The sequence below is a fragment of the Enemella dayhoffiae genome (genome assembly GCF_002250625.1).
Lineage (GTDB): Bacteria > Actinomycetota > Actinomycetes > Propionibacteriales > Propionibacteriaceae > Enemella > Enemella dayhoffiae.
The window spans coordinates 221,563-245,474 of the sequence record NZ_NMVQ01000001.1; the positions used below are offsets into that span (position 1 = coordinate 221,563).

Consider the following 23,912-nt stretch of genomic DNA (forward strand, 5'->3'; position numbering starts at 1 on the left):
GCCGCAACGTCGAGCTGGTGATGGTGATCTTCGCCGCCGCGATGGGCGTCGGGTCCTATCTGCTGGTCGAGCTGAACCTGTTCAACGAACTGCCGGCCAACTGGCCGGTGGTCGCGGCGATCTGGCTGCTGATCGCGGTCGGCGCCCACCTGGCGGTCCGCTTCCGGATCCCGTACGCCGACCCGCTGATCCTGCCGTGCGTGCTGCTGCTGAACGGCATCGGGCTGGCGATGATCCACCGGATCGACAAGATCCCCGACCCGGTCCGCCACGACGCCACCACCCAGTTGATGTGGACCGGGATCGGGGTGGGGCTGTTCCTGCTGGTGCTGTTCCTGCTCCGCGACCACCGACCGCTGCAGGGCTACACCTACACCCTCTTCGTGGCCGGCCTCGGGCTGCTGCTGATGCCGCTGCTGCCGTTCATCGGCAAGGAGGTCTACGGCTCGCGGATCTGGATCGCGATCGGCCCCTACACGTTCCAGCCGGCCGAGGTGGCGAAGATCGTGCTGGCCATCGCGTTCGCCTCCTATCTGGTGGAGAAGCGCGACGTGCTCGCCCTGGCCGGCGCCCGCTTCCTCGGCATCGACCTGCCCCGGCCCCGCGACCTCGGCCCGATCCTGCTGATGTGGCTGGCCTCGCTGGCGGTGCTGGTGTTCCAGCGCGACCTGGGCACCTCGCTGCTGTTCTTCGGGCTGTTCGTGATGATGCTCTATGTCGCCACCGAACGGCCGAGCTGGCCGATCCTGGGACTGCTGCTGTTCTCGGCGGGGGCGTACGCCGGATTTCTGCTGTTCAGTCACGTCCAGGTCCGGGTCGACGGCTGGCTGCACCCGTTCGACAACTTCGACCAGAACAACCAGATCATCAACGGCCAGTTCGGGATCGCCTGGGGCGGCCTGCTCGGCCGCGGCTGGGGTCTCGGGCGCCCGGGGTTGACCACTTTCGCCAAGTCGGACTTCATCGCCGCGGCCATCGGCGAGGAGCTGGGCATGGCCGGGCTGATGGCGGTGATCATGGTGTACGCCCTGATCGTCGCCCGCGGCCTGCGGACCGCGCTGGCCGCCAAGGAACCGTTCGGCAAGCTGCTGTCGGCCGGGCTCTCATTCGTGCTCGCCCTGCAGGTGTTCACCATCATCGGCGGCGTCACCCGGCTGCTGCCGCTGACCGGCCAGACCACCCCGTTCCTGTCCCAGGGCGGCTCCTCGCTGGTCGCCAACTGGGCCATCGTCGGGTTGCTGCTGGCGATCTCGCACCAGGCCCGCAAGCCGGTGGCCCGGGTCAGCGCCGACCCGCTGGCCGGCCCGGCGTACGCCGCGGACGGCTTCGACTCCGACACCACCCAGGTGATCCGCGGTGACGGGAGGGCTCAGCGATGAACCGTCCCATCCGCCGCGTGGCCATCGTCGCGATGCTGATGTTCGGCCTGCTGCTCGCCAACGGCACCTTCACCATGGTCGTCCGTCAGGACTCGCTGAACGCCAACGCGCAGAACCGGCGTACCCGCGACGAGGAGTTCGCCCAGGACCGCGGGCCGATCATGGCCGGGCAGACCCAGATCGCCCAGACCGCGCCCAGCAAGGACCAGTTCCAGTTCCAGCGCAGCTATCCCGAGGCGAAGCTGTACGCCCCGATCACCGGCTACTACTCCTATGACCACGCCCGCTCCGGGCTCGAGGCGTCCATGAACCGGGAGCTCGCCGGCACCGCCGACTCGCAGCTGATCCGCCGGGTGCTGGACACCGTCACCGGGCAGAAGCCGACCGGAGCCTCGGTGGAGACCACGATCAACCCGAAGGCGCAGCGGGCCGCCGCCGAGGCGCTCGGCAACCGCAAGGGGGCCGTGGTCGCGATGGACCCGCGCACCGGCGCGGTGCTGGCGATGGTGACCAGCCCGTCCTATGACCCCAACCTGATCGCCAGCCACGACATCCGCGCCGCCAACCGGGCCTATCAGGATCTCGCCTCGGACACCGACCGGCCGATGGCCAACCGCGCCGCCCGCGAGATCTATCCGCCGGGGTCGATCTTCAAGCTGGTCACCGCGGCCGCCGCCCTGGAGAACGGGCGCAGGCCGGAGGGCCAGGTCGCCTCGCCGGAGCGGCTGCGGCTGCCGCAGACCAGCTATGACCTGACCAACGACTCCGACTGTGGCGGCGCCAACGTGACCATCGACCAGGCGCTGAAGGTGTCCTGCAACACCGCCTTCGCCAACCTCGGTCTGGAGCTGGGGGCGGACAAGCTGCGTGCCCAGGCGGAGAAGTTCGGCTTCGGGTCGCGACCGCTGACCGAGCTCAACGCCGTGGCCAGCCGCTATCCGGACAACCCCAACCTGCCGGAGACCGCCCTGACCGCCATCGGCCAGCACGACGTGGCCGCCACCCCGCTGCAGATGACCATGGTGACCTCGGCGATCGCCAACAACGGCGACCTCTACGAGCCCTATCTGGTGTCCACTGTGCGCGGCAGCAACCTCACCCCGATCGAGACCCGAAAGCCCCGACTGAAGGGCCGCACGATGAGCGCAGACAACGCGAAACTGCTCGCCGAGATGATGCAGCACGTGGTCACCGACGGGACCGGCCAGAACGCCCAGATCCGCGGGGTCAAGGTGGGCGGCAAGACCGGTACCGCCCAGTCCGACCCGAAGCGGCCCCCGTATGCCTGGTTCACCAGCTATGCGCTGGACTCCAGCGGACAGCCGGCGGTCGCGGTGACCGCGTTCGTGGAGGACGCGAACATCCAACGCAGTGACATTGCCGGCGGCCGGGTGGCCGCCCCGATCGCCAAGTCCGTGATGGAGGCCGTGCTGTGAGCCCTGGACCCGCACCCACGACGCAACCGAAGGCGACACGACGCCAGGCCACACGGCGAGGTGAGCGATGAGCAACCAGCATCCCGGCGATTCGACCCGGCCCCGCCGGGCCGCCGAACCGGCGAACCCGTTCGAACGCCCCGACCAGGAGCCCACCGAGGCGTACGCCCCGCCGAACGACCCGGACGCCACCCACCTGGCCCCCGACGGCCACGGCGTACCCGCCCGGCTGCTCGGCGGCCGCTATCGGCTCGGCGACGTGATCGGGCGCGGCGGCATGGCCGAGGTACGCCGGGCGTACGACACCCGGCTCGGCCGGCCGGTGGCGGTCAAGGAGCTGCGCACCGACCTGGCCAGCGATCCCACCTTCCAGGCACGCTTCCGCCGCGAGGCGCAGTCGGCCGCCGGGCTGAACCACCCGAACATCGTTGCGGTCTATGACACCGGCGAGGAGCACGACGACAAGTCGGGGCTGGCGATCCCGTACATCGTGATGGAGCTGGTCGAGGGGCACACCCTGCGCGATGTGCTGCGCGACGGCCGCAAGATCCTGCCCGAGCGGGCGCTGGAGCTGACCCAGGGAGTGCTGGACGCGCTCTCCTATTCGCACAAGGCCGGCATCATCCACCGCGACATCAAGCCGGCCAACGTGATGCTCACCCCGACCGGCACCGTGAAGGTGATGGACTTCGGCATCGCGCGGGCCATCTCCGACACCTCGGCCACGATGACCCAGACCGCAGCCGTGATCGGCACCGCGCAGTATCTGTCGCCCGAGCAGGCCCGCGGGGAGACCGTGGACGCCCGCTCCGACATCTATTCGGCGGGCTGTCTGCTCTATGAGTTGCTCGTTGGCCGGCCCCCGTTCGTCGGCGACTCGCCGGTCTCGGTGGCCTACCAGCACGTGCGCGAGCTGCCGGTGCCGCCGTCGCAGCTCGACCCGATGATCACCCCCGAGATCGGTGCGATCACGCTGAAGGCGCTGGCCAAGGATCCGGCCGAGCGCTATCAGACCGCCCGCGAGATGCGCGACGACATCACCCGGCTGCTGGCCGGTCAGGACGTCACCGCGATGCTGCCCAGCCCGGCGACGCCGCCGGTGGTGGCTCCGGTGCCGCTGGAGGAGGAGTACCAGCCCGCGGAGGAACCGGAGCGCAAGCGCCGCGCCCTGCCGGTGGTGATCACGATCCTGGCGTTGCTGCTGGTGGCCCTGCTGGCCGGGGTGGCGTGGTGGTTCAACCGCCCGACCAAGCCGGTCGAACCCGCCCAGGTGAGCATCCCCCGGGTCGTCGGCATGCAGCAGGCGGTGGCCGAGAACCGGCTCAAGGACGCCCAGCTGAACCCACGGGTGACCCCGGTCGCCGGGGCCGACGACCGCACGGTCGGCACGGTGACCCGGCAGACCCCCGACGGGGGAGGGATGGCCGCGGTGGGTTCCGCCGTGACCCTGGAGGTGAACGTCGGTCCGAAGAAGGTCCCGATCCCGACCGGGCTGATCGGCAAGGACGAGGATGTCGCCCGGAAGGCGCTCAATCAGGCCGGGTTCAACAGGGTGCGGACCGTGGACGCCGGAAACGAACCGATCGACGCCAAGCCCGGCCAGGTCCTCGCCGTCGACCCGGGCGAGGGACAGCGGGTCAACCCGGAGACCGAGGTGACGCTGACCCGCGCCACCGGCCAGGCCCCGATCCCGGACTGGATCGGCTGGAACCAGGCCTCGGTGGAGCGCGACGGCAAGGCGAAGGGGTTCACCAACATCCAGTTCCAGCAGCGGGAGACCACCGTGGCGCAACAGGTCGGGACGGTGATCGCGACCGATCCCAAGGCGGGCACCAACGCCGAGCGCAGCGGCCGCATCGTGGTCTACATCGGGCGCCCCGCGCCGCGGCCGACGCCCAGCCCCACGCCCTCACCGACGCCCACCCCGACCCCCACGCCGAGCCCGGTGCCGCCCAGCCCGGGCCCCACCACCCTGTCCCCCTCGCCCACCCCGCAGTGATTCCGCGATGAGCCGCATCCTGGTCGTGGACAACTACGACTCCTTCGTCTGGAACCTGGTGCACTACCTCGCCCAGTTGGGCGCCGAGGTCGAGGTCTGGCGCAACGACGACCCCAGCTTCGGCCCCCTCCTCGGCGACCCTTCGGGCGAGGGGTTCGACGGGATCCTGCTCTCCCCCGGACCGGGTACGCCGGAGGACGCCGGGGTATGCATCGAACTGGTACGCCGGCTCGGTGGCCGGGTGCCGATCTTCGGGGTGTGCCTCGGTCTGCAGGCGATCGCGGTGGCGTACGGCGGTGTGGTCGGACGCGCCCCCGAACTGCTGCACGGGAAGGTGTCGGCGGTCACCCACCAGGACACCGGCACGATGTCCGGGCTGCCGAACCCGTTCGACGCCACGCGCTATCACTCGCTGGCGATCACCGAGCTGCCCGAGGTGCTGGAGGTGACCGCGACCACCGAGTCCGGGGTGATCATGACCGTGCGGCACCGCGAGCTGCCGGTCGAGGCGGTGCAGTTCCACCCCGAGTCGGTGCTCACCGAGGGCGGGCACCGGATGCTGGCCAACTGGCTTGCCGCCTGCGGTGACGACGGCGCGGTGGCGCGCTCGGCGGGGCTACGTCCGCTGATCACCGCCTGACCCTTCCACAGGTTCAGGACCCTTCGGCAGGCTCAGGGAACGTCAGCGCAGCGGGCGGGCGTACGCCAGGTCGACGCTGCCCTGATGCCCCGGCAGCACCAGCTCGGTCTCGGTGCGCTGGGTGTAGCCGAGGTGGTACACCTGCACGTACTGCTGATAGATCCGGACGAACTCCGAGTTCGCCAGCCCGTCCTCCAGGCGTTTCGGGTCGCCGATCGCGCGGATCGTGTACGGCGGGGCGTACGGGATGCCGTGCAGCACCACCGTGTTGCCGACGCACTTGATCCCGGTCGTCGACACCACCCGCTGGCCCTGGATGGTCATCGCCTCCGCGCCGGCGGACCACAACACGTTCACCACCGCCTGGATGTCCTGCTGGTGCACCACGAGCAGATCCTGATCCACCCCCGGCGCCTGCACCGAGGAGGGCGCGTCGGACAGCGCCACGGTCATCCCGGGCCCCTTGACCGGGGTCAGCGCGGCGATCTCGGTGGCCCTCGCCAACGCCTCCGAGCTTCCGGGTGAGTCGGCGGCGCTGGTCGACAGCTGGTCCACCTCGGCGCGCAGCTGGGACACCTGACGGGCCAGTTCGGTGTTGCGTCGGGACTCGGTGCGGACCAGGTCGACCAGGTCGGTGTTGCGCGCCGGACGGAGGTCGGTACCGCGGGCGTTCAGGCTGCTGACGGCGATCATCAGCCCGATCACCAGGCAGGTCAACCCCGTCACCACCCTGCGCCAGGTCACCGGCGGCCTCCTCGGAAAGTGGGATTCGGCACGATCACCCACTACGCTAGCGTCCCGAGCAGAGGAGGAGCGTTGCCCGAGTCGAAGGTACGCAAGTCGGCCGCTGACAAGAAGAAGGTCAAGCGCCACGAGGACGAGGTGGAGACCCGCACCGCCAAGTCGAAGGTCGCCGCCCCGGGTACCCGGCGCTGGGTCGCTCCCGCCTTCATCACGGTCGGCCTGATCGGCGTGACCTGGCTGGTCCTCTACTACATCGCCGGTCGCGACATCCCGTTCATCAACAAGCTCGGTGACTGGAACATCCTGATCGGGATGGGTCTGATGGCGGTCTCGCTCGGCCTGTCGATGCTCTGGAAGTAGCCGGGTGGAGCTGCGTACGCCGGCCGAGCTGGCCGAGATGCAGGCGGCCGGTCGCTTCGTCGCCGACACCCTGAGCCACCTGGTCGACACCGTCGAGGTGGGCACCAACCTGCTCGACATCGACGCCGAGGTACGCCGCCGGATCGTCGAGGCGGGCGCCACCAGCTGCTATGTGGACTATCACCCGTCCTTCGGCGCGAGCCCGTTCGGTCACTACATCTGCACCTCGGTGAACGACGCCGTGCTGCACGGGCTGCCGCACGACTATCGGCTGGTCGACGGCGATCTGCTCTCCCTCGATCTGGCCGTCGAGGTCGACGGCTGGGTGTCGGATTCGGCGGTCTCGATGATCGTCGGTACGCCGGCCGATTCTGCGGCCGCGGAGGCGGACCGCCGGCTGATCGACTCCACCGAGCGAGCCCTGGCCGCGGCGATCCACGCCGCCCGGGCGGGCAACCGGCTCGGCGACGTCTCCGCGGCGATCGGCAAGGTGCTGAAGCGTTCCGGATATCGGGTGAACCTGCAGTTCGGCGGGCACGGGGTGGGTCGGATCATGCACGGCGACCCGCACGTCCCCAACGACGGCAAGCCGCGCCGCGGCGTACGCCTGGAGCCCGGCCTGGTGATCGCGATCGAGCCGTGGGTGCTCGCCACAACCGACCGGTTGCGCACCGACGCCGACGGCTGGACGCTGCGTTCGGTCGACGGCTCCCGCGGCGCACACACCGAGCACACCATCGCGATCACCGAGGACGGGCCCCTGGTGCTGACCGCCCGGGCCGACAGGATCGGCGTACCCGAATCGGCGCTGCTGCCCTCCTCCTGACGCTCACGCTTATCGGTCAATTGTCCCGCGTCCCCAATTGGGGGCGCGTGAAGGCGGTGCGATGAGCGTGAGCGGGCGGATTCAGGCGTCCAGGCCGAAGCCGCGACGTCCGGTGGCGTTCAGTTCGTCGAACCGGAAGCGGTTGTCCCAGTCGGCCTCGTAGTGCTCCTCGGGGAAGTCGGGGGCACTCAGTCCGGCCTTGAACGCGGCGAGCTGCGGCTCGGCGTACGCCCTCGTTCTTGGCGCACCAGGGCGCGGCCGGGATGTACATCACGTTGCCCCAGCCCTGCTGGTCGGCGACCGCGCCGACCCCGTGAATCAGGTCGCAGTGCCACCACACGGTGTCGCCGGGAACGACCGCGGGGATCGGCACGACCGCCTGCATGAGCAGCGGGTGCCGCTCTGCTGGCCCGCGTCGGGACACCCTGACGCTCACGCTTATCGCCCCACATTCACGCGTCCCCAACTGGGTGCGCGGGACACTTGACCGATAAGCGTGAGCGAGGGGGTACGCCTCAGGCCTGCGGCTTGAGCAGGGGGAACAGGATGGTCTCGCGAATGCCGGCGCCGGTGAACAGCATGACCAGGCGGTCGACGCCCAGACCCATCCCACCCATCGGCGGGCAGCCGAACTCGAGCGCGGCCAGGAAGTCCTCGTCGAGCTGCATCGCCTCGGGATCGCCCGCGGCGGCCGCCAGCGACTGGGCGGTGAGCACCTCGCGCTGCACCACCGGGTCGATCAGCTCCGAGAAGCCGGTGGCCCGCTCCATGCCGCCGATGATCAGGTCCCACGCCTCGACCAGCCGCGGCTCGTCGGTCTTCGGCCGGGCCAGCGGCTGCGCGACCGCCGGATAGTCGTGCACGAAGGTGGGTTGCTGCAGGTCGGGCTCGACCAGCTCGCCGAACAGCTCCATCACCACCTTGCCGGCCTCCCACTTGGGGTCGAGCTCGACCTGGTGGGCGCCGGCGAGCTCGCGCAGCCGCTCGATCGGGGTGTCCAGGGTGACCTGTTCGCCGAGCTTCTCGCTCAGCCCCGGATAGACCGAGAGCCAGCGCCACTCGCCAGACAGGTCGATCTCGGTGTCGCCAACGGTGACGGTCCGCGAGCCGAGCGCGTCGGCGGCGTCCAGGATCACCTGCCGGGTCAGCTCGGCGATCGTGTACTGATCGCCCCAGGACTGGTACGCCTCCAGCATCGTGAACTCCGGGGCGTGGGAGGAGTCGATGCCCTCGTTGCGGAAGATCCGGCCGAGCTCATAGACGCGGTCGGCGCCGCCGACCATCGCCCGCTTCAGATACAGCTCGAGCGCGATCCGCAGCGTCATGTCGATGTCGAACGCGTTCAGGTGGGTGCCGAACGGCCGCGCCGCCGCGCCGCCGTGGATCAGCTGCAGCACCGGTGTCTCGATCTCCAGATAGCCGTCGGAGTCGAGCGTACGCCGGATCGAGCGCATGATCGCCGCGCGGGTCCGCACCATCGCGCGGGACTCCTCGCGGGCGACCAGGTCGGCGTACCGCTGTCGGACCCGGGACTCCTCGCTCATCTCCTTGTGCAGGGTCGGCAGCGGGCGCAGCGCCTTGGCGGCCAGCTGCCAGCTGGTCGCCATCACCGAGAGCTCGCCGCGGCGCGAGGAGATCACCCGGCCGGTCACCGCGACGAAGTCACCGAGGTCGATGTCGGCCTTCCAGTCCGCCAGCCGCTGCTCGCCCACCTCGGCCAGCGACAGCATCACCTGCAGCCGCTCCCCGTTCTCGGCGGCGGTGAACCCGTCCTGCAGGGTGGCGAAACACAGTTTGCCGGTGTTGCGGATGAACACCACCCGCCCGGAGACGGTGACGACCTGGTCGGTCTCCTCGCCCGCGGTGAGGCTGCCCCACTGGTCGCGGACGGCGCGCAGGGTGTGCGTACGCCCGACGCTCACCGGATAGACCTGCTGGCCGGCGGCCAGGAGCCGTTCCCGCTTGTCACGGCGGATCCGGAGCTGCTCGGGGAGGTCGTCCAGGGCGGTCGGGGAAACTGGTTCGTCACTCACCCGGACAGCCTATCGAGACTCTGGTGGTGACCCGGAGCGCGCACTAGGGTTGGGCCATGAGCTACGGTCAAAATCCCTACGGCCAGAATCCCTACGGCCAGCCCCAGCAGCAGCCCTACGGTCAGCGGCCCTACGGTGGCCAGCCTCAGAACCCCTACGGTCAGCCCGGCGGCGGTCAACCCGGCGGGGGCCAGCCCGGCGGTGGTCAGCCGCAGAACCCATACGGACAGCCGCAGAACCCCTACGGTCAGCCGGCCCAGAACCCCTACGGTCAGCCGCAGAGTCCCTATGGCCAGCCCGGCCAGGGCCAGCCCGGCCAGGGCCAGCCCGCGAATCCGTACGGGCAGCCGGGGCGGGGCGGGCAGCCTGGTGGGCAGCCCGGTCAGCAGAACCCGTACGGACAGCCGCAGAGCCCCTACGGTCAGCAGCCCGGACAGCCGGGTCAGCCGGGTCAGCCGGGTCAGCCGGGTCAGCCGGGTCAGGGTTCCCAGACCTCGGGCTCCGGCGGCCAGGCGTCCTCCGACGACTGGGGCAGCAGCGAAAAGGAGTCCGGGACCGACCTGGAGGCGCATGACGACGTGCGCGTCAGCATCGCCGAGCACGCGGTCAAGGTGCACACCCTGCTGGACGACCCGGAGCAGTTCGTCGGGCGAACCCTGGGCGAGGTGGTCGGAGTGGCGCTCCGACCCCGGGGCGGCGACGTCACCTCGCTGACCAAGGCACGCCAGCAGGCCGTCTCCCGGATGGCCGAGATGGCCAAGGAGGCCGGGGCCGACGCGGTGATCGGGCTGCGCTTCGACTCCAGCTCCGAGGACATCACCGCCTACGGCACCGCCGTCTCCCTGGAGGACGACGATGCCCTGCTGGTGGGCGAGGACGACGACGCGAGCGAGACCTCCGGGACCGACTCCTCGAGCACCGGCGGCGACTCGTTCGGCGGCTTCGGCTCCGGCTCGGATGAGCTGGCCGGGGACTCCGCAACCGGGACCGGCCACCCGGCCGAGACCGGCGACGGCGGCGACTCGGACAACGACATGACCCGGCTGAGCGGCAGCGGCAGCTCCCCCTACGGGGGCTCAAACAGCGGATACGGCCAGGGCTCCTACGGCGGTTACGGCCAGCAGAGCCAGGGCACCGCGGGCGAGCCCTCCTCCGGGCAGTCCGCCTCGGGCCAGTCCACCTCGAGCCAGGGTCAGTCCGGCCAGTCCTGGGGACAGAGCCAGCCCTCGGCCGGTCAGCCCAGCAACCCCTACGGTCAGAACCCTTACGGTCAGGGCGGCCAGGGCCAGGGCCAGGCTCAGCCCGGTCAGAGCCAGCCCGGCCAGGGCCAGGGCGGTCAGAGCCAGGGCGATCAGAGCCAGGGCGGTCAGGGCCAGTCCGGCCAGGGATGGCCGTTCTCCGGCAACAGCTGAGCCGCCGGCTTCGGGAACGCGCACGACCCAGCTCACAGATCGGCCCCGGTCCCCGCACCGGGGCCGATCTGCGTCCCGGCTGGCTCGGGTTCAGTCGCGGCTGCGCGCCTCGTCCAGATAGGCGTACGCCGTCACGCGAGAGATCCCCAACCGCGTTGCGATGGCCTCGATCGACTTGCGCATCTGGGTCGCCCCCTGCCGGTCAAGGGTCTGCAGCACCGCGATCCGATCGTCGCGGGTTAGTTGGCCGACCGGCTTGCCGGTCTCGTGGATCGCGCGGGTGATCATCGCGTCCATCACCGAAACCAGGTCTCCGCCGATGTACTCGTCCGGAGCGATGGCACCTGGATCGGTGGTCGGCAGCAGCGAGTCCAGCACCGCCCGCGCCTGCTGCATCGCGCTCAGGTCCACATTGATGCAGAGCGCGGCGATGATCCGTCCGGCCGGGTTGCGGAAATAGATCGAGGAGCAGCGCAGTTCACGGCCGTCACTGGTGAACCCTCGATAGCCGAACGCATCGTGGTCCGCGTCCGGGTTCTGCTGCACCGCGAGCCCGATGCTGGTCGACGGACCGCCCACCTCACGCCCAGTGACGTGCCCGTTGGCGATCGCCATGATCGTGTGCCCGAGGTCGACATCGGCGCCCTCGAGGTTGTGCAACACCGCCTCGCAATTCGGTCCACCCGCGGTGGCGATGGCGCGAAGCACGGGCGCGTACGCCGTGAGCACCGCCTGCGCGTCGGCATACAGGGCCGCACCCGCGAGGGCCGTCTCAGATGGCACGTTTGCAGCAGACACGCGACGATCATAGGACCTTACAAATCGTTCGCCTCATAGACTTTCTGTTCAGCGCTTGCTACCGTGGCGCCTGGCACGAACCAAGGGGGCTTCGACTGACCACGGCGCAGACAGTTGAACCACTGACTCGTAAACAGCGCAAGATGATCGCTGGCGGGGCGATCGGCACGCTGATGGAGTACTACGACTACTACCTCTATGGACTGGCCTCAGCCGCGGTCTTCCCGACGGTCTATTTCCAGAGCAAGAGCCTGGCCGTGGCCCAGCTTGCTTCCTTTGCCACCTTTGCCGTCGGCTTCCTGCTGCGTCCGCTCGGCGGCATCATCTGGGGCATCGTGGGAGACCGCGTTGGTCGCAAGGCGGTACTGATGATCACAGTTGTCGGGATGGGTCTGGCCACCGCCGGAATCGGCGTGATTCCACCCGCGGCCAGCATCGGCATCGCGGCGCCGATCCTGTTGCTGATCTGTCGGATGTTCCAGGGATTCTTTGTGGGCGGGGAAATGGGCGGCGCCGCCACGATGGTGATCGAACACTCACCACCGCGCCGTCACGGCTTCTATGGCGCCTTTCTGATCAGCGGCGCCGGCATCGCCAACGTCGGGTCGGCCGGCCTGATGGCCGCGCTCGGTGCGGGCAGCACCAGCTGGTTCATGACCTGGGGCTGGCGGATCCCGTTCCTGCTCGGGTTGGTGCTCGCAGTGATCGCCATCATCCTGCGCCGCCACCTGGAGGAGTCAGACGACTTCAAGGAGGTCCAGCAGACCCAGCAGCGCACCGGCAAGAAGCTCAATCCGCTCGTCGAGGTGTTCCGACACCCCAAGAACGCGATCCTCGGCATCCTGATCGGTCTTCCTCAGTCGATCGCCGGATATGTCGTGCTCACCTACGCGATCTCCTTCCTGGTCAGCAAGGGAGTACCGGCCCAGTACGGCATCATCGGCACCCTGCTGGTCGGCGCCTGCCAGGTGTTCGTGGCGCCCACCTGGGGGCTGATCTCGGACAAGGTCGGGCGCCGTCAGGTCTACATCTTCGGCTGCATCGCTTTCGCTGCCCTCGTCTATCCGACCTTCCTGCTCTATTCGACGGGCAACTTCTGGATGGTCGTGCTCGGCATGATCATCGGTTTCGTAATCCCGGGGGTGGCGATGCAGGCCACCCTGCAGACGATGCTGGTCGAAATGTTTGACCCCGAAGCCCGCACCACCGGGGTGAACCTGGGCTACCAGTTGTCGAACACCGTCGGCGGTGGTCTCGCCCCGGCGATCTGCGTGGCGCTGGTCTCCTGGGCCGGCGGCCAGTTCTGGCCCGTGGTCGTCTATTCGGCGGCCATCTGCGCGATCGGGGCGATCGCCACCGCGACGGCCACTTTCAGCCGTGACGGCCAGCGTCTGCACGCCCTGCGCGGCGCCGAGTCGCTGGGTGATTGAGTGGAAGCCGGCATCCGAGGAGGAACGGTGATGGATCGAGCAGACCAGACGCGGCTGGGCCCGGCCGACAAGGGCATTCCGGAACGCGCGTTCGGCCTGACCGCTGAGGAGTTCCTCACCACGGAGCCCCGGCTGGCGGATTTCTGGACCCCGCTCATCGTGCTCGACGACGCGGCGATGCGGCACAACGTGGACACCATGGCACGCTGGGTGGACGAGCGCGGCCTGGAGCTGATGCCGCACGGCAAGACGACGATGGCCCCGGCGCTGTGGCGACGACAGCTGGAGGCCGGCAGCACCGGGATCACCCTGGCCACGATGGGGCACGTCCGGACCGGTCGCAGCCTCGGGCTGACCTCGATCATGCTGGCGAACAGCGCCCTCGACCAGCGGGCCCTGCGCTGGCTCGTCGGTGAGCTGGCCGACCCCGACTTCCGCTTCGTCTGCTGGGCCGACTGCCTGGACACCGTCGCGGTGCTCGACCGGACGCTCAGCGAGCTGGCACCACCCCGCCCGCTCGAGGTGTGCGTGGAGCTCGGCGTACCAGGGAGGCGTGCCGGCGCTCGCAGCGTGGCCGACGGAATCGCCATCGCAGAACGGATCGCGGCCTCACCGGTGCTGCGGCTGGCCGGCGTGGCCGGTTATGAGGGGGTGATCGACTCCCACCGCAACACCGAGACGGTGGCCGCGGTGCGCACCTTCCTGGAGCGGCAGATCGAACTGCACCGGGCGATCGAGCACCTCTACGACGACGCCCCGGCCCTGGTCACCGCGGGCGGCAGCGGGTTCTTCGACGTCGTCGCCGAGGTGTACGCCGCAGCGGGCGCCGGCCAGGGAGCGGCCCGGTTCGTGCTGCGTTCGGGGGCGTACGTCACCCACGACGACGGCATCTATCGCCAGCTCTCCCCCTTCGGCGAAACCGCCGGCCAGGACGGGCCGCGGTTCCAGGCGGCGATGCGCGGAATCGGCCGGGTGATCTCCTCGACCGAACCCGGGTTGGTGCTGCTCGACGGAGGCAAGCGCGATTTCCCATATGACGAAGGGCTTCCCATCCCGCGCCAGCTGGCCGACGACCTCGGCGCACCGTGGCGACCGCTCGAGGCGAGCATCTCCGAGCTCAACGATCAGCACGCCTTCCTCACCACCGACCTCCCGGTCGGCTCGGTGGTGGAGCTCGGGCTATCCCACCCGTGCACGGCGTTCGACAAGTGGCGGGTGCTGCCGGTCGTCGACTCCTGGGAGTCCGGCCGCGTCGTCGAGCTGGTCCGCACGCACTTCTGATGAGCACGCCAGCGGACTCACGGATCGTGCTGCGCGGCGGCTCGATTCCCCACGCAGACGGCGTACGCCGGGCCGACCTCGCTGTCCAGAACGGCCGGATCAGGGCCGTCGGTGAGGTCGACCGCCGAGCCGACGACCTGGTGATCGACGCCGGAGACCGGTTGCTGCTGCCCGGGTTCGTGGACGCGCATTCGCACGCCGACGGGCTGCTGGGTGATCCCGAGGTGCAGCTGGCGCTGCTGCGGCAGGGGGTGACCACGATCATCGCCGGCCAGGACGGGGTGTCCTATCCGCCGGGGGACGGGGCTTACGCCACCGACTATTTCGCCGCCATCAACGGACCGCATCCGGCCTATCGGGGCGACGGGGTGGCCGGATATCTCAGCAGTGTTGACGATGCGGGTCCGCTCAACGCCGCCTGCCTGGTGCCGGCGGGCACCGTCCGATTCGAGGTGTGCGGCCGCGACGAGGCGCCGGCGACGCCCGAGCAGACGGTCGCGATGACCGCGTTGGTCGAGTCGGGGCTGGCCGAGGGGGCCGTCGGGCTCTCCACCGGGTTGGACTATGTGCCCGGGATTTTTCAACAGGCCAGCGAGATCGCGGCCCTGTGCCACCCGGTGGCCCGCTCCGGCGGGGTCTACGTCACGCACCTGCGGGGCGGCTACGAGGCCAACACGGCGGCCGGAATCGCCGAGGTGGCGGAGATCGCTCGCCTGACCGCAGCGGCCACCGGGGCCGAGTTGCCGGTGCACGTGTCCCACTTCCACGCCGACGCCCCGATCGTGCTGGATCAGCTGGACAAGCTGGCCACAGCCGGGCTCAGTGCCACCTTCGACGCCTATCCCTATGTCCGCGGGTGCAGCCTGCTGGCGATGCCACTGCTGCCGCACGCGCTGTCGGCGCGACCGCTGCCCCAGGTGCTGGCGGCGCTGACCGACCCCGATCGGCGTCCCGCCCTGCGCCAGTCCTGCCTGGCCCGGGTGACGACCAGCGCCAGCCTCGGCACCGGTTGGGCGGAGATGATCACCCTGGCCCACGTCGCGGCCCCGGAGTTCTCGTGGACACACGGTTTCTCGCTGCGTCAGGCCGCCGCCCGGGTCGAGGCCGAACCGATCGATCTGGCCCTCGACCTGCTGGCCGCGGCCCGGCTGGAGGTGAACGTGGTGATGGCGGTGCCGCACGAGCGCGGCCCGGCCGAACTGGCGCGGATCTTCTCCCGCCCCGAGCACGTGGGCGGATCGGACGGCATCTTCATCGGCGCCCACCCGCACCCGCGGGCCCGGGGCAGCTTCGCGCGCTATCTGCGCGAGTTCGTGCGCGAGCAGCAGAGCTGGACCTGGAGCGACGCCGTCGCCCACCTGGCCAGCCATCCGGTCGACCGGTTCGCACTCGGCGAGCGCGGCCGGATCCGAGTGGGTTCGGTCGCCGACCTGCTCGTGATCGACCCGCACACGGTGGCCGACACCGCCACCTATGATCAACCGCTCGGATTGTCCGTCGGCATCGACGACGTGCTGGTCGCCGGAACGCCTGTGCTCCGCGACGGCGAGCTCACCGGCGCCCACCCCGGCCGCGGACTGCGGCGTACCCGAACCCACCAGATTTTCCCACAATGAAAGGAAGAAACCGGATGAGCAAGGTCGGAATCCACGCCCCCGAGGCCCCGCAGCCGGCCGGACCGTACAGCCAGGGCGTCATCGCCAACGGGTTCGTCTTCACCGCCGGCTTCGGCCCGCAGGATCCCGCCACCGGCAAGGTGGCCGACACCGTCGGCGAGCAGACCCGCCAGACGCTGCGCAACGTGGCCACGGTGCTCGCCCAGCACGGGCTGACCCTGGACGACTGTGTGAAGTCCACGGTGCACCTGGCCGACCTGGCCGACTTCGCCGAGTTCAACGACGCCTATCGGGAGTTCTTCACCGAGCCCTATCCGGTACGCACCACCGTCGGCTCGCAGCTGGCCAACATCCTGGTCGAGATCGACGTGGTGGCGGCGATTCCGCAGGACTGATCGGCGATCAGTCGAACGCGCGGCGGCCGTCCGCCGACAGCACGTCGAAGTCGGCGGTTCCCTCGTCGAGCAGGCCCCGCGCGATGCGGTCCAGGGTGGCGTACGCCGCAAAGACCAGCGATCCGCCGGTCGAGACTCGGCGTACGCCCGCTGCCGCCAGCTGGGGCACCGAGAGCGCCGTGGTCAGCGCGTGCACGTGGGTGAGCAGCTCGGGCAGGGTGACCGTCTCGTCGTGCCGGCCGAGCGCGGCGGCAAACCCCGACGAGGTGGTGGCCACCGCGAGCGCCCCGGCCCGTTGCAGCAGCTTCGCCGAGCCGACGTCCCAGGCGTTCGGCAGCACGAAACAGCCACCGGCATGGAGATCGGAGAACCTGGCCCGAAGCTCCGGCGTCATTGGCCGAGCCTAACCGGGCCTCGCCTCACCCGGCCGGCAGCAGCCGGACCCGGTCGCCGGCCGCCTGGAAGCGCACCGCGGCCAGATTGGCCACCACCGCATCCGCCACCAACTCCGTCGCCGGGGTGGTGGTGACCACGGCCAACCGGGCACAGCCCGCCGCGGCAGCCGCCTGCAGCCCCTTGGGCGCGTCCTCCACCACCAGGCAGTCGGCCGGGTCGACACCCAGCCGCTCGGCGGCCTTCAGGAAGGGGTCGGGTGCGGGTTTGCCGCGGCTCACGTCATCGACGGTGACCAGGACCGCGGGGGCCTCGATCCCGGCCGCGGCGAGCCGGGCGCGGGCCAGCGGGGCGCTGCACGAGGTGGCGATGGCGGCCCGCTCTGCCGGGACGTCGGCGAGGGCGGCGACCGCACCGGGCAGCGGGACCACGTCGGTCACGTCGTCGAGCTCGAGGGCGTTGATCCGCTCGATCGCCGCCTGGGCACGAGCCGCGGGCACCAGCTGACGGACCACGTCGCCGGAGGGTACGCCGTGGAATCCCTGCAGCTGTTGCTCGGTGATCTCGAACTCGATCGCCCAGCTGGTCCAGGAGCGGACGATCGCCGCGGTCGAGTCGACCAGGGTCCCGTCCATGTCGAAGATCACGGCCGCGAAATCGCGGTTGAACAGTTCTGAATGCGCCACCGGACGATTCTCACAACTCCAGCGCCCCTGTGACGAATCGCATTCCCTGTGATTCGTGATGCTAGGTTTGTCCACGGTTTGGCAGGGACCGGAGGGGACAATGACCGACAGTTCGGCTCATGGAGACGCCAGTATGCCCGAGGAAACCACGGAGCGTCGGTTCGGGCGTCGCAGTTGGGGACCCGAGGACGACTCGGAGCTCACTGTCGACGACCCCACCGAAGACAGCGACGCCGCCAGCGCCCGCGCGCACCACGCCGCCCGGGCCGCCGAGCAGGAGTCCCGCGAGAATCGGCAGCAGGCCGACACCCCCGTCGACGAACAGGCGCGTCCGCAGGAGCCGGCCAGCCAGCGCTCCGAGCAGGAGTCGGCGCCGCAGCAGTCGCCCCGCCAGGCGCAGCAGGAGTCGGCCCAGCACCAGTCGGCGACCGAGCAGCCGGACGGGCCGCAGACCCGGGCGCCACGCCAACCGGCCGCGCTCGGAAACCAGGAGCGGACGCCCGGCAACCGCCCCGAGCCCCGCTCGCAGAAGCGGGCGGCCCGGACCGGCGCCGAGACCCGCAGGCCCCGGGAGGAAACCGGCAACCGCTATTCGGCCGGCGACCTGATCGCCCAGCTCACCCCGGCCGCGCAACCGCGGGCGAAAGCGGGCTGGCGATCCCGGCTGCGGCTGGGGCCGACCCAGCGCGAACTCGACGAGAACCGCGACACCGAGGTCACCAAGACCGTGTTCACCCGGCCGGTGACGATCATGGTGGCCAATCCCAAGGGCGGGTCGGGCAAGACCCCGACGGCGCTGCTGCTGGCGGCCGCGTTCGGCCTGGCCCGCGGCGGGGGCGTGGTCGCCTGGGACAACAACGAACTCCGCGGCACGATGCCCGATCGCTCGGAATCCCCACACCGGCGCAACGTCCGCCACCTGCTCGGTGCGATGGACCGGTTGAGCCGCAGTGACGCCCACTTCACCGACCTGGCCCATTTCCTGAACCACCAGGCCAGCGGCACGTTCTATACCCTCGGCTCGGCGCAGACCGCCGACCGCGTGATCAGCGACGAGGACTTCGACCTCGTGCACAACGTGTTCGCGCGGTTCTTCCAGGTGATCGTGGTCGACACCGGCAACAACGAGGCCGCCCCCAACTGGGTGTCGGCCGCCGAGGTGGCCGACTGCCTGGTGGTGCCCACCAAGTGGCGCTCCGACAGCCTGATTCCGGCGGCGCGGATGCTGGAAACCTTGCAGGACAGCAATCCCGAGCTGCTGCGGCGTACTGTGATCGCCGCCACCAACGGGCCCGCCGACGTGCAGGCGAAGGTGAAGGCGAACGGCGCCTCCTGGTTCGGGTCGGCGCACCCGATCGTGGAGCTGCCGACTGATCCCCACCTGGCCGAGGGCGGGGTGATCGACCATGCCAAGCTCAGGCCGGCCACCCGCCGCGCGGCCCTGCACCTGGCCGCCGAGGTCGCCCGACGACTCGTCGACACCGACCTGGACTGAGTCTGAGGTGGAAACGGCCCTGAGGTGGAACCTTCCACCTGACAACGCCGCGGGGCGGGTGCCTAGCGTGGGGGTCGTCCATCACTCCCAGAGCGAAGGAAGATCGATGTCCCGCACCATCCGACGCGCGACCATCGGCCTCGTGGCCGCCGCCGCGCTGGCCACCCCCTGACGGTCGCGTCCACCCAGGCGTACGCCGGCACCGCCGGTGGCTGTACCACCAGCGACCCCAAGTCCTGCCTCGACCACTACCCCCGCTCCGGCAGCGTGCTGCCGCGGCAGCGGGAGAATGCCCGCACGATCATCGCCGTCGGCAAGGGGCACGGCGTGCCCCAGCGCGGCCAGGTGGTGGCGATCGCCACCGCCCTGCAGGAGTCGCACCTGTGCAACCTGCGCTTCGGTGATCGTGACTCGGTCGGGCTGTTCCAGCGGCGCACCAGCGTCGGCTGGGGCAGCGTTGCCGAGATCAACCACACCGTCAAGTCGTCGCGCGCGTTCCATGGCGTGGCGTCGCACACCAGCAACGGCGGCCTGCTGGACATCCGCGGCTGGCAGCAGATGTCCATCACGCAGGCGGCGCAGGCCGTCCAGTGCCGAAACAAGTTGCGGAGTGAGCACTCACTCACTTAGCGTGGCAGGGTGACTCCCAGAGCCCCGGCCATGCCGCCCGAGGAACGCCGCCGGTCGCTGATCGCGGCTACCCTGCCGTTGCTCCGCGAGCGCGGCGGCCAGATCAGTACCGCCGAGATCGCCCGGGCGGCCGGGGTCGCAGAGGGCACCATCTTTCGCGTGTTCGAGAGCAAGGACGAGCTTCTCGGCGAGTGCGTCGCGCACGCGATGGACCCCGCCCCACTGATCGCCGACCTGGCCGTCATCGACTGCTCGGCCGGCCTCGAGCGACGACTGGTCGAGGTGGTGCGGCTCTGGCAGGCGCGGGTGCTCGAGATCAGCGGGTTGATGGCGGCGATGTACGCCACCGGCGCGGGCCCGTCGCTGAAGCATCGCCCGCACAGCCGGGCCGAGCACCAGGCGCACAGCGACCGGCTGGTGGCGGCGATCGCCGAGGTGATCGAACCGGATGCCGACCAGCTGACGCTCAGCGCGGCAGAGGCGGCCTCGCTGGTCCGTTCGATGGCGTTCGCCACCTCCCACCCGATGATCTCCGACCACGCCGTGACCGATCCGGAACTGGTCGTCCGCATCCTGCTGCACGGCATGACCAGTCAGGGGCCGTCATGCTGATCCGCCTCTCCCGCCGCTTCCTGGCGCCCTATGCCGGACTGCTCGCGGTGGTCGTGGTGCTGCAGCTGATCGGCACCCTGGCCTCGCTGTGGCTGCCCACGCTCAACGCGTCGATCATCGACGACGGGGTGGTCCGCGGCGACATCGGCCACATCTGGCGCCTCGGCCTGGCGATGCTCGGGGTCAGCCTGCTCCAGGTGGCCTGCGCGATCACCGCGACCCGGTTCGGCGCGATGACAGCGATGCGCTTCGGTCGCGACGTCCGCGCGGCGCTGTTCGGAAGGGTGCTCTCCTTCTCCACCAGGGAGGTGAACCAGTTCGGCGCCCCCTCGCTGATCACCCGCAACACCAACGACGTGCAGCAGGTGCAGATGCTGATCGTGATGATGTGCACCATGGTGGTCGCGGCGCCGATCACGATGATCGGCGGCGTGGTGATGGCCCTGCGCGAGGACCCGGGACTGACCCTGCTGCTCGCCGTCGCCGTGCCGGCGCTCGGTGCGGTGATGGTGCTGCTGATCACCCGGATGAGCCCCCTGTTCCGCACCATGCAGACCCGGATCGACACGCTCAACCGAATCCTGCGCGAACAGATCAGCGGCATCCGGGTGGTGCGCGCGTTCACCCGGGAGGCCCACGAGACGAAGCGTTTCCAACGGGCCAACGACGACCTGACCCAGACGGCCACCAGCGTCGGACGGTTGATGGCGCTGATGTTTCCCACGGTCACGTTCGTGCTGAACGCGTCCTCGGTCGCGGTGATCTGGTTCGGCGCCCACCGGATCGCCTCCGGCGATCTCCAGGTCGGGCAGCTGACCGCCTTCCTCACCTATCTGATCCAGATCCTGATGGCGGTGATGATGGCCTCGTTCATGCTGTTCATGGCGCCGCGCGCCTCCGTCTGCGCAGAGCGGATCAGCGAGGTGCTGGACACCGAGACCTCCGTCCGGCCTCCCGCCGAAGCGGTACGCCCGGCGCACACCCGCGGCGAGGTGCGATTCTCGGGCGTCGGGTTCAGCTATCCGGGCGCGGAGCGCTCGGTGCTGCGCGACATCGACCTGCTCGTCGAGCCTGGGCGTACCACCGCCATCATCGGCTCCACCGGCGCCGGCAAGTCCACCCTGGTCAACCTGGTGCCACGGTTGTTTGACGCGACCGCCGGCAGCGTCGAGGTGGACGGCGTCGACGTACGCCGACTCGACCCCGAGGAGTTGTGGCGGCGGATCGGGCTGGTCCCCCAGAAACCCTTTCTGTTCAGCGGTACCGTCGCCTCCAACCTGCGCCACGGCAATCCCGACGCCACCGACGAGGAGCTGTGGGAGGCGCTGCGGGTCGCCCAGGCCGACGACTTCGTTGCGGCGATGGACGGTGGCCTGGCGGCGAGCATCAGTCAGGGCGGCACCAACGTGTCCGGCGGTCAGCGGCAGCGGCTGTCGATCGCCCGGGCGCTGGTGAAGAAGCCCGAGATCTATCTGTTCGACGACTGCTTCTCCGCACTCGACGTGGCCACCGACGCCCGGCTGCGCGCCGCCCTGCGGCCGCAGACCCGGCAGACGGCGATCCTGCTGGTCGCCCAGCGGGTGTCCACGATCGTGGAGGCCGATCAGATCGTCGTGCTCGAGGACGGTGCGATCGTCGGACGGGGCCGGCACGAGGAGCTGCTGCGCGAGTGTCCCACCTATGCGGAGATCGTGGACTCCCAGCTGAGCGCGGAGGAGGCGGCATGAACACCGACAATGCTGGCAGCGCGACCGTCCGCAGGGCCCCGGAGCGACCGAAGCACGCCCCGACCGGACCCCAGCTGGGCGGCCCGCACGGACCCCGCCCCGTGGAGAAGGCGTCCACGTTCGGGCCGTCGCTGAAACGGCTGGTCGGTCGGCTGCGCCCCGAGCGCCCGTTGGTCATCCTGGTGCTGGTGCTCGCGGCCACCGGTGTGGCAATGGGGGTGGTGGGACCGAAGATCCTCGGCATGGCCACCGACGTGGTGTTCGCCGGCGTGCTGGGCACGATGATGGCGACCATGGCTCCGGGCGCCAGCAAGGAGCAGATCATCGCTGGCCTGCGCGCTCGAGGAGACCAGACCACCGCCGATCTGCTGCAGCACTCGACCGCCGTCCCCGGGGTGGGCATCGACTTCACCCGGCTCGGCTGGATCGTCCTGCTGGCGTTGGGGTTGTACGTGTTCTCCTCGCTGCTGCTGTGGCTGCAGGCATACCTGTTGAACGGGGTGGTGAACCGCACGGTGCAGCGGATGCGCCGCGACGTCGCGGCGAAACTCAACCGGCTGCCGTTGCGCTATTTCGACAACCAGCCCCGCGGGGAGTTGTTGTCCCGGGTCACCAACGACATCGACAACATCACCCAGTCGATGCAGCAGACCCTTTCCCAGTTGGTGAACTCGCTACTCACCCTGATCGGCGTGCTGCTGATGATGCTGCTGGTGTCGCCCCTGCTGACCCTGGTCGCCCTGGTCACCATCCCGATCTCGATGGTGCTGACGATGGCGATCGGCAAGCGGTCGCAGAAGCTGTTCAAGCAGACCTGGAAGTCAACCGGGGAACTGAATGCGCACGTCGAGGAGGCGTACACCGGGCACGCGCTGGTGAAGGTGTTCGGCCGCCAGCGCGAGGTGCAGCAGGTGTTCGACCGGCGCAACTGCGAGCTCTATCAGGCCTCGTTCGGTTCGCAGTTCGTGTCGGGCATCATCATGCCGGCGATGATGTTCATCGGAAACCTCAACTATGTGGTGATCGCGGTGATCGGCGGGCTCCGGGTGACCAGCGGGGCGATGACGCTGGGCGATGTGCAGGCGTTCATCCAGTATTCGCGGCAGTTCACCCAGCCGCTCACCCAGGTGGCGTCGATGGCCAACCTGCTGCAGTCGGGGGTGGCTTCGGCGGAGCGGGTGTTCGAGGTGCTGGACGAGGCCGAGGAGGTGCCCGAGGGCGGTATCGAGTTGGAGACGGCCCGCGGCCACGTTCGCTTCGAGCACGTGGATTTCGCCTACACCCCGCAGCGTCCACTGATCACCGACCTGTCGCTGGACGTGCGGCCGGGCTCCACCGTCGCCATCGTCGGTCCGACCGGGGCGGGCAAGACCACGCTGGTCAACCTGGTGATGCGCTTCTATGAGCTGGACGCCGGCCGGATCACCCTGGACGGGGTGGACATCTCCACCGTCCCCCGCTCGGCGCTGCGCTCGAAGATCGGCATGGTGCTGCAGGACACGTGGCTGTTCGGGGGCACGATCCGGGAGAACATCGCCTACGGCCGGCCCGGTGCCAGCGAGGAGGAGATCATCGCCGCGGCCCGGGCGACCTACGTGGATCGGTTCGTGCACTCCCTGCCGGACGGCTATGACACCGTGATCGACGAGGAGGGGGCGGGGGTGTCGGCCGGCGAGAAGCAGCTGATCACCATCGCCCGTGCCTTCCTCGCCGACCCCGCGCTGCTGATCCTGGACGAGGCGACCAGTTCGGTCGACACCCGCACCGAGGCGCTGGTGCAGCAGGCGATGGCGGCCCTGCGCCGGAGGGGCGACCAGGGGGCAGCGGGCAGCAGCCGGACCAGTTTCGTGATCGCGCACCGGCTCTCCACGATCCGGGACGCGGACACGATCCTGGTGATGGAGAACGGCGGCATCGTCGAGCAGGGCTCGCACGCCGAACTGCTCACCGCCGATGGGGCGTACGCCCGGTTGTACCGCTCGCAGTTCGCGGCGCCGGTGGAGTTGGTGGACTGAGTCGG

General features: G+C 69.9%; 22 protein-coding genes and 1 pseudogene. 16 read left to right on the plus strand and 7 right to left on the minus strand.

Annotation, left to right across the window (positions count from 1 at the left end; genetic code table 11):
- Positions 1–20 precede the first annotated feature (20 nt).
- From CGZ93_RS01080 to CGZ93_RS01095, 4 genes are all read left to right on the plus strand, one after another.
- On the plus strand, positions 21–1,379 hold the full coding sequence (locus CGZ93_RS01080; protein ID WP_094362570.1) for an FtsW/RodA/SpoVE family cell cycle protein: 1,359 nt from the start codon (positions 21–23) through the stop codon (positions 1,377–1,379).
- A complete protein-coding gene (locus CGZ93_RS01085) occupies positions 1,376–2,815 on the plus strand; it encodes a peptidoglycan D,D-transpeptidase FtsI family protein (RefSeq protein ID WP_094362295.1) in 1,440 nt (479 codons plus the stop codon). Before CGZ93_RS01080 ends, CGZ93_RS01085 begins: the two co-directional genes overlap by 4 nt.
- 67 nt (positions 2,816–2,882) lie before the next feature.
- The gene (gene pknB, locus CGZ93_RS01090; protein WP_094362296.1) at positions 2,883–4,814 is read left to right on the plus strand and encodes a Stk1 family PASTA domain-containing Ser/Thr kinase; all 1,932 of its coding nucleotides are present in this window, start codon (positions 2,883–2,885) and stop codon (positions 4,812–4,814) included.
- Between the two features lie 7 nt (positions 4,815–4,821).
- Complete coding sequence (locus CGZ93_RS01095; protein ID WP_094362297.1) at positions 4,822–5,454, plus strand: aminodeoxychorismate/anthranilate synthase component II; 633 nt, start codon at positions 4,822–4,824, stop codon at positions 5,452–5,454.
- Positions 5,455–5,496: 42 nt separating this feature from the next.
- On the opposite strand, the gene CGZ93_RS01100 is transcribed toward CGZ93_RS01095, so the two are convergent.
- Positions 5,497–6,198 carry a DUF881 domain-containing protein gene (locus CGZ93_RS01100; protein ID WP_229117110.1) on the minus strand — a complete coding sequence of 234 codons (702 nt, stop codon included), beginning with the start codon at positions 6,196–6,198 and terminating at the stop codon, positions 5,497–5,499.
- 72 nt (positions 6,199–6,270) lie between these two features.
- On the opposite strand from CGZ93_RS01100, the gene CGZ93_RS01105 reads away from it, so the two are divergent.
- Positions 6,271–6,558 (plus strand): cell division protein CrgA, encoded by a 288-nt coding sequence (locus CGZ93_RS01105; RefSeq protein WP_094362298.1) that lies wholly within the window; start codon positions 6,271–6,273, stop codon positions 6,556–6,558.
- Between the two features lie 4 nt (positions 6,559–6,562).
- Positions 6,563–7,384: a type I methionyl aminopeptidase gene (gene map, locus CGZ93_RS01110; protein WP_267489700.1), complete on the plus strand. Its 822-nt coding sequence runs from the start codon at positions 6,563–6,565 to the stop codon at positions 7,382–7,384.
- Between the two features lie 81 nt (positions 7,385–7,465).
- Here map and CGZ93_RS19970 read toward each other — a convergent pair whose 3' ends face one another.
- From CGZ93_RS19970 to lysS, 3 genes and pseudogenes are all read right to left on the minus strand, one after another.
- The gene (locus tag CGZ93_RS19970) at positions 7,466–7,576 is read right to left on the minus strand and encodes a hypothetical protein (RefSeq protein WP_407643915.1); all 111 of its coding nucleotides are present in this window, start codon (positions 7,574–7,576) and stop codon (positions 7,466–7,468) included.
- An 88-nt stretch (positions 7,577–7,664) separates the two neighbouring features.
- A pseudogene (locus tag CGZ93_RS19975) lies at positions 7,665–7,769 on the minus strand (YbiU family protein); the annotation flags it as partial.
- 130 nt (positions 7,770–7,899) lie between these two features.
- Positions 7,900–9,417, minus strand: a complete 1,518-nt coding sequence (gene lysS, locus CGZ93_RS01120) for a lysine--tRNA ligase (RefSeq protein ID WP_094362299.1) — start codon at positions 9,415–9,417, stop codon at positions 7,900–7,902.
- A 56-nt stretch (positions 9,418–9,473) separates the two neighbouring features.
- On the opposite strand from lysS, the gene CGZ93_RS01125 reads away from it, so the two are divergent.
- Entirely contained in the window at positions 9,474–10,829 is a 1,356-nt protein-coding gene (locus tag CGZ93_RS01125) for a YbjQ family protein (protein WP_094362300.1), read from the plus strand.
- Between the two features lie 90 nt (positions 10,830–10,919).
- Here the strand turns inward: CGZ93_RS01125 and CGZ93_RS18145 are convergent, their stop codons facing one another.
- A complete protein-coding gene (locus CGZ93_RS18145) occupies positions 10,920–11,612 on the minus strand; it encodes a helix-turn-helix transcriptional regulator (RefSeq protein WP_176451580.1) in 693 nt (230 codons plus the stop codon).
- Between the two features lie 158 nt (positions 11,613–11,770).
- Between CGZ93_RS18145 and CGZ93_RS01140 the strand changes: the two genes are divergently transcribed.
- From CGZ93_RS01140 to CGZ93_RS01155, 4 genes are read left to right on the plus strand one after another with little or no spacing between them, the layout of a single operon-like run.
- Positions 11,771–13,057 carry an MFS transporter gene (locus CGZ93_RS01140; protein ID WP_229117112.1) on the plus strand — a complete coding sequence of 429 codons (1,287 nt, stop codon included), beginning with the start codon at positions 11,771–11,773 and terminating at the stop codon, positions 13,055–13,057.
- 30 nt (positions 13,058–13,087) lie between these two features.
- The gene (locus CGZ93_RS01145; protein ID WP_094362303.1) at positions 13,088–14,338 is read left to right on the plus strand and encodes an alanine racemase; all 1,251 of its coding nucleotides are present in this window, start codon (positions 13,088–13,090) and stop codon (positions 14,336–14,338) included.
- Positions 14,338–15,954, plus strand: coding sequence for an N-acyl-D-amino-acid deacylase family protein (locus tag CGZ93_RS01150; protein ID WP_094362304.1), 1,617 nt, complete (start codon positions 14,338–14,340; stop codon positions 15,952–15,954). The genes CGZ93_RS01145 and CGZ93_RS01150 overlap by 1 nt, the downstream gene beginning before the upstream one ends.
- Before the next feature lie 14 nt (positions 15,955–15,968).
- Positions 15,969–16,349 carry a RidA family protein gene (locus tag CGZ93_RS01155; RefSeq protein ID WP_094362305.1) on the plus strand — a complete coding sequence of 127 codons (381 nt, stop codon included), beginning with the start codon at positions 15,969–15,971 and terminating at the stop codon, positions 16,347–16,349.
- Between the two features lie 7 nt (positions 16,350–16,356).
- Here CGZ93_RS01155 and CGZ93_RS01160 read toward each other — a convergent pair whose 3' ends face one another.
- The gene (locus tag CGZ93_RS01160; protein WP_094362306.1) at positions 16,357–16,743 is read right to left on the minus strand and encodes an isocitrate lyase/phosphoenolpyruvate mutase family protein; all 387 of its coding nucleotides are present in this window, start codon (positions 16,741–16,743) and stop codon (positions 16,357–16,359) included.
- 25 nt (positions 16,744–16,768) lie between these two features.
- Positions 16,769–17,428, minus strand: a complete 660-nt coding sequence (locus CGZ93_RS01165) for an HAD-IA family hydrolase (RefSeq protein WP_229117113.1) — start codon at positions 17,426–17,428, stop codon at positions 16,769–16,771.
- 133 nt (positions 17,429–17,561) lie between these two features.
- Between CGZ93_RS01165 and CGZ93_RS01170 the strand changes: the two genes are divergently transcribed.
- From CGZ93_RS01170 to CGZ93_RS01190, 5 genes are all read left to right on the plus strand, one after another.
- Positions 17,562–18,923, plus strand: a complete 1,362-nt coding sequence (locus CGZ93_RS01170) for a hypothetical protein (protein WP_094362307.1) — start codon at positions 17,562–17,564, stop codon at positions 18,921–18,923.
- Positions 18,924–19,190: 267 nt separating this feature from the next.
- A complete protein-coding gene (locus CGZ93_RS01175) occupies positions 19,191–19,553 on the plus strand; it encodes a hypothetical protein (protein WP_094362308.1) in 363 nt (120 codons plus the stop codon).
- A gap of 9 nt (positions 19,554–19,562) precedes the next feature.
- Positions 19,563–20,165: a TetR/AcrR family transcriptional regulator gene (locus CGZ93_RS01180; protein WP_141211026.1), complete on the plus strand. Its 603-nt coding sequence runs from the start codon at positions 19,563–19,565 to the stop codon at positions 20,163–20,165.
- Complete coding sequence (locus CGZ93_RS01185) at positions 20,159–21,892, plus strand: ABC transporter ATP-binding protein (RefSeq protein WP_094362310.1); 1,734 nt, start codon at positions 20,159–20,161, stop codon at positions 21,890–21,892. Before CGZ93_RS01180 ends, CGZ93_RS01185 begins: the two co-directional genes overlap by 7 nt.
- Complete coding sequence (locus CGZ93_RS01190; protein ID WP_094362311.1) at positions 21,889–23,907, plus strand: ABC transporter ATP-binding protein; 2,019 nt, start codon at positions 21,889–21,891, stop codon at positions 23,905–23,907. The genes CGZ93_RS01185 and CGZ93_RS01190 overlap by 4 nt, the downstream gene beginning before the upstream one ends.
- Positions 23,908–23,912 lie beyond the last annotated feature (5 nt).

Bases quoted from the DNA above. Each gene is read 5' to 3' on its own strand.
- CGZ93_RS01080 (WP_094362570.1), top strand. From the start codon at position 21: ATGGTGATCTTCGCCGCCGCGATGGGCGTCGGGTCCTATCTGCTGGTC.
- CGZ93_RS01085 (WP_094362295.1), top strand. From the start codon at position 1,376: ATGAACCGTCCCATCCGCCGCGTGGCCATCGTCGCGATGCTGATGTTC.
- pknB (WP_094362296.1), top strand. From the start codon at position 2,883: ATGAGCAACCAGCATCCCGGCGATTCGACCCGGCCCCGCCGGGCCGCC.
- CGZ93_RS01095 (WP_094362297.1), top strand. From the start codon at position 4,822: ATGAGCCGCATCCTGGTCGTGGACAACTACGACTCCTTCGTCTGGAAC.
- CGZ93_RS01125 (WP_094362300.1), top strand. From the start codon at position 9,474: ATGAGCTACGGTCAAAATCCCTACGGCCAGAATCCCTACGGCCAGCCC.
- CGZ93_RS01140 (WP_229117112.1), top strand. From the start codon at position 11,771: ATGATCGCTGGCGGGGCGATCGGCACGCTGATGGAGTACTACGACTAC.
- CGZ93_RS01145 (WP_094362303.1), top strand. From the start codon at position 13,088: ATGGATCGAGCAGACCAGACGCGGCTGGGCCCGGCCGACAAGGGCATT.
- CGZ93_RS01150 (WP_094362304.1), top strand. From the start codon at position 14,338: ATGAGCACGCCAGCGGACTCACGGATCGTGCTGCGCGGCGGCTCGATT.
- CGZ93_RS01155 (WP_094362305.1), top strand. From the start codon at position 15,969: ATGAGCAAGGTCGGAATCCACGCCCCCGAGGCCCCGCAGCCGGCCGGA.
- CGZ93_RS01160 (WP_094362306.1), bottom strand. From the start codon at position 16,743: ATGACGCCGGAGCTTCGGGCCAGGTTCTCCGATCTCCATGCCGGTGGC.
- CGZ93_RS01170 (WP_094362307.1), top strand. From the start codon at position 17,562: ATGCCCGAGGAAACCACGGAGCGTCGGTTCGGGCGTCGCAGTTGGGGA.
- CGZ93_RS01185 (WP_094362310.1), top strand. From the start codon at position 20,159: ATGCTGATCCGCCTCTCCCGCCGCTTCCTGGCGCCCTATGCCGGACTG.
- CGZ93_RS01190 (WP_094362311.1), top strand. From the start codon at position 21,889: ATGAACACCGACAATGCTGGCAGCGCGACCGTCCGCAGGGCCCCGGAG.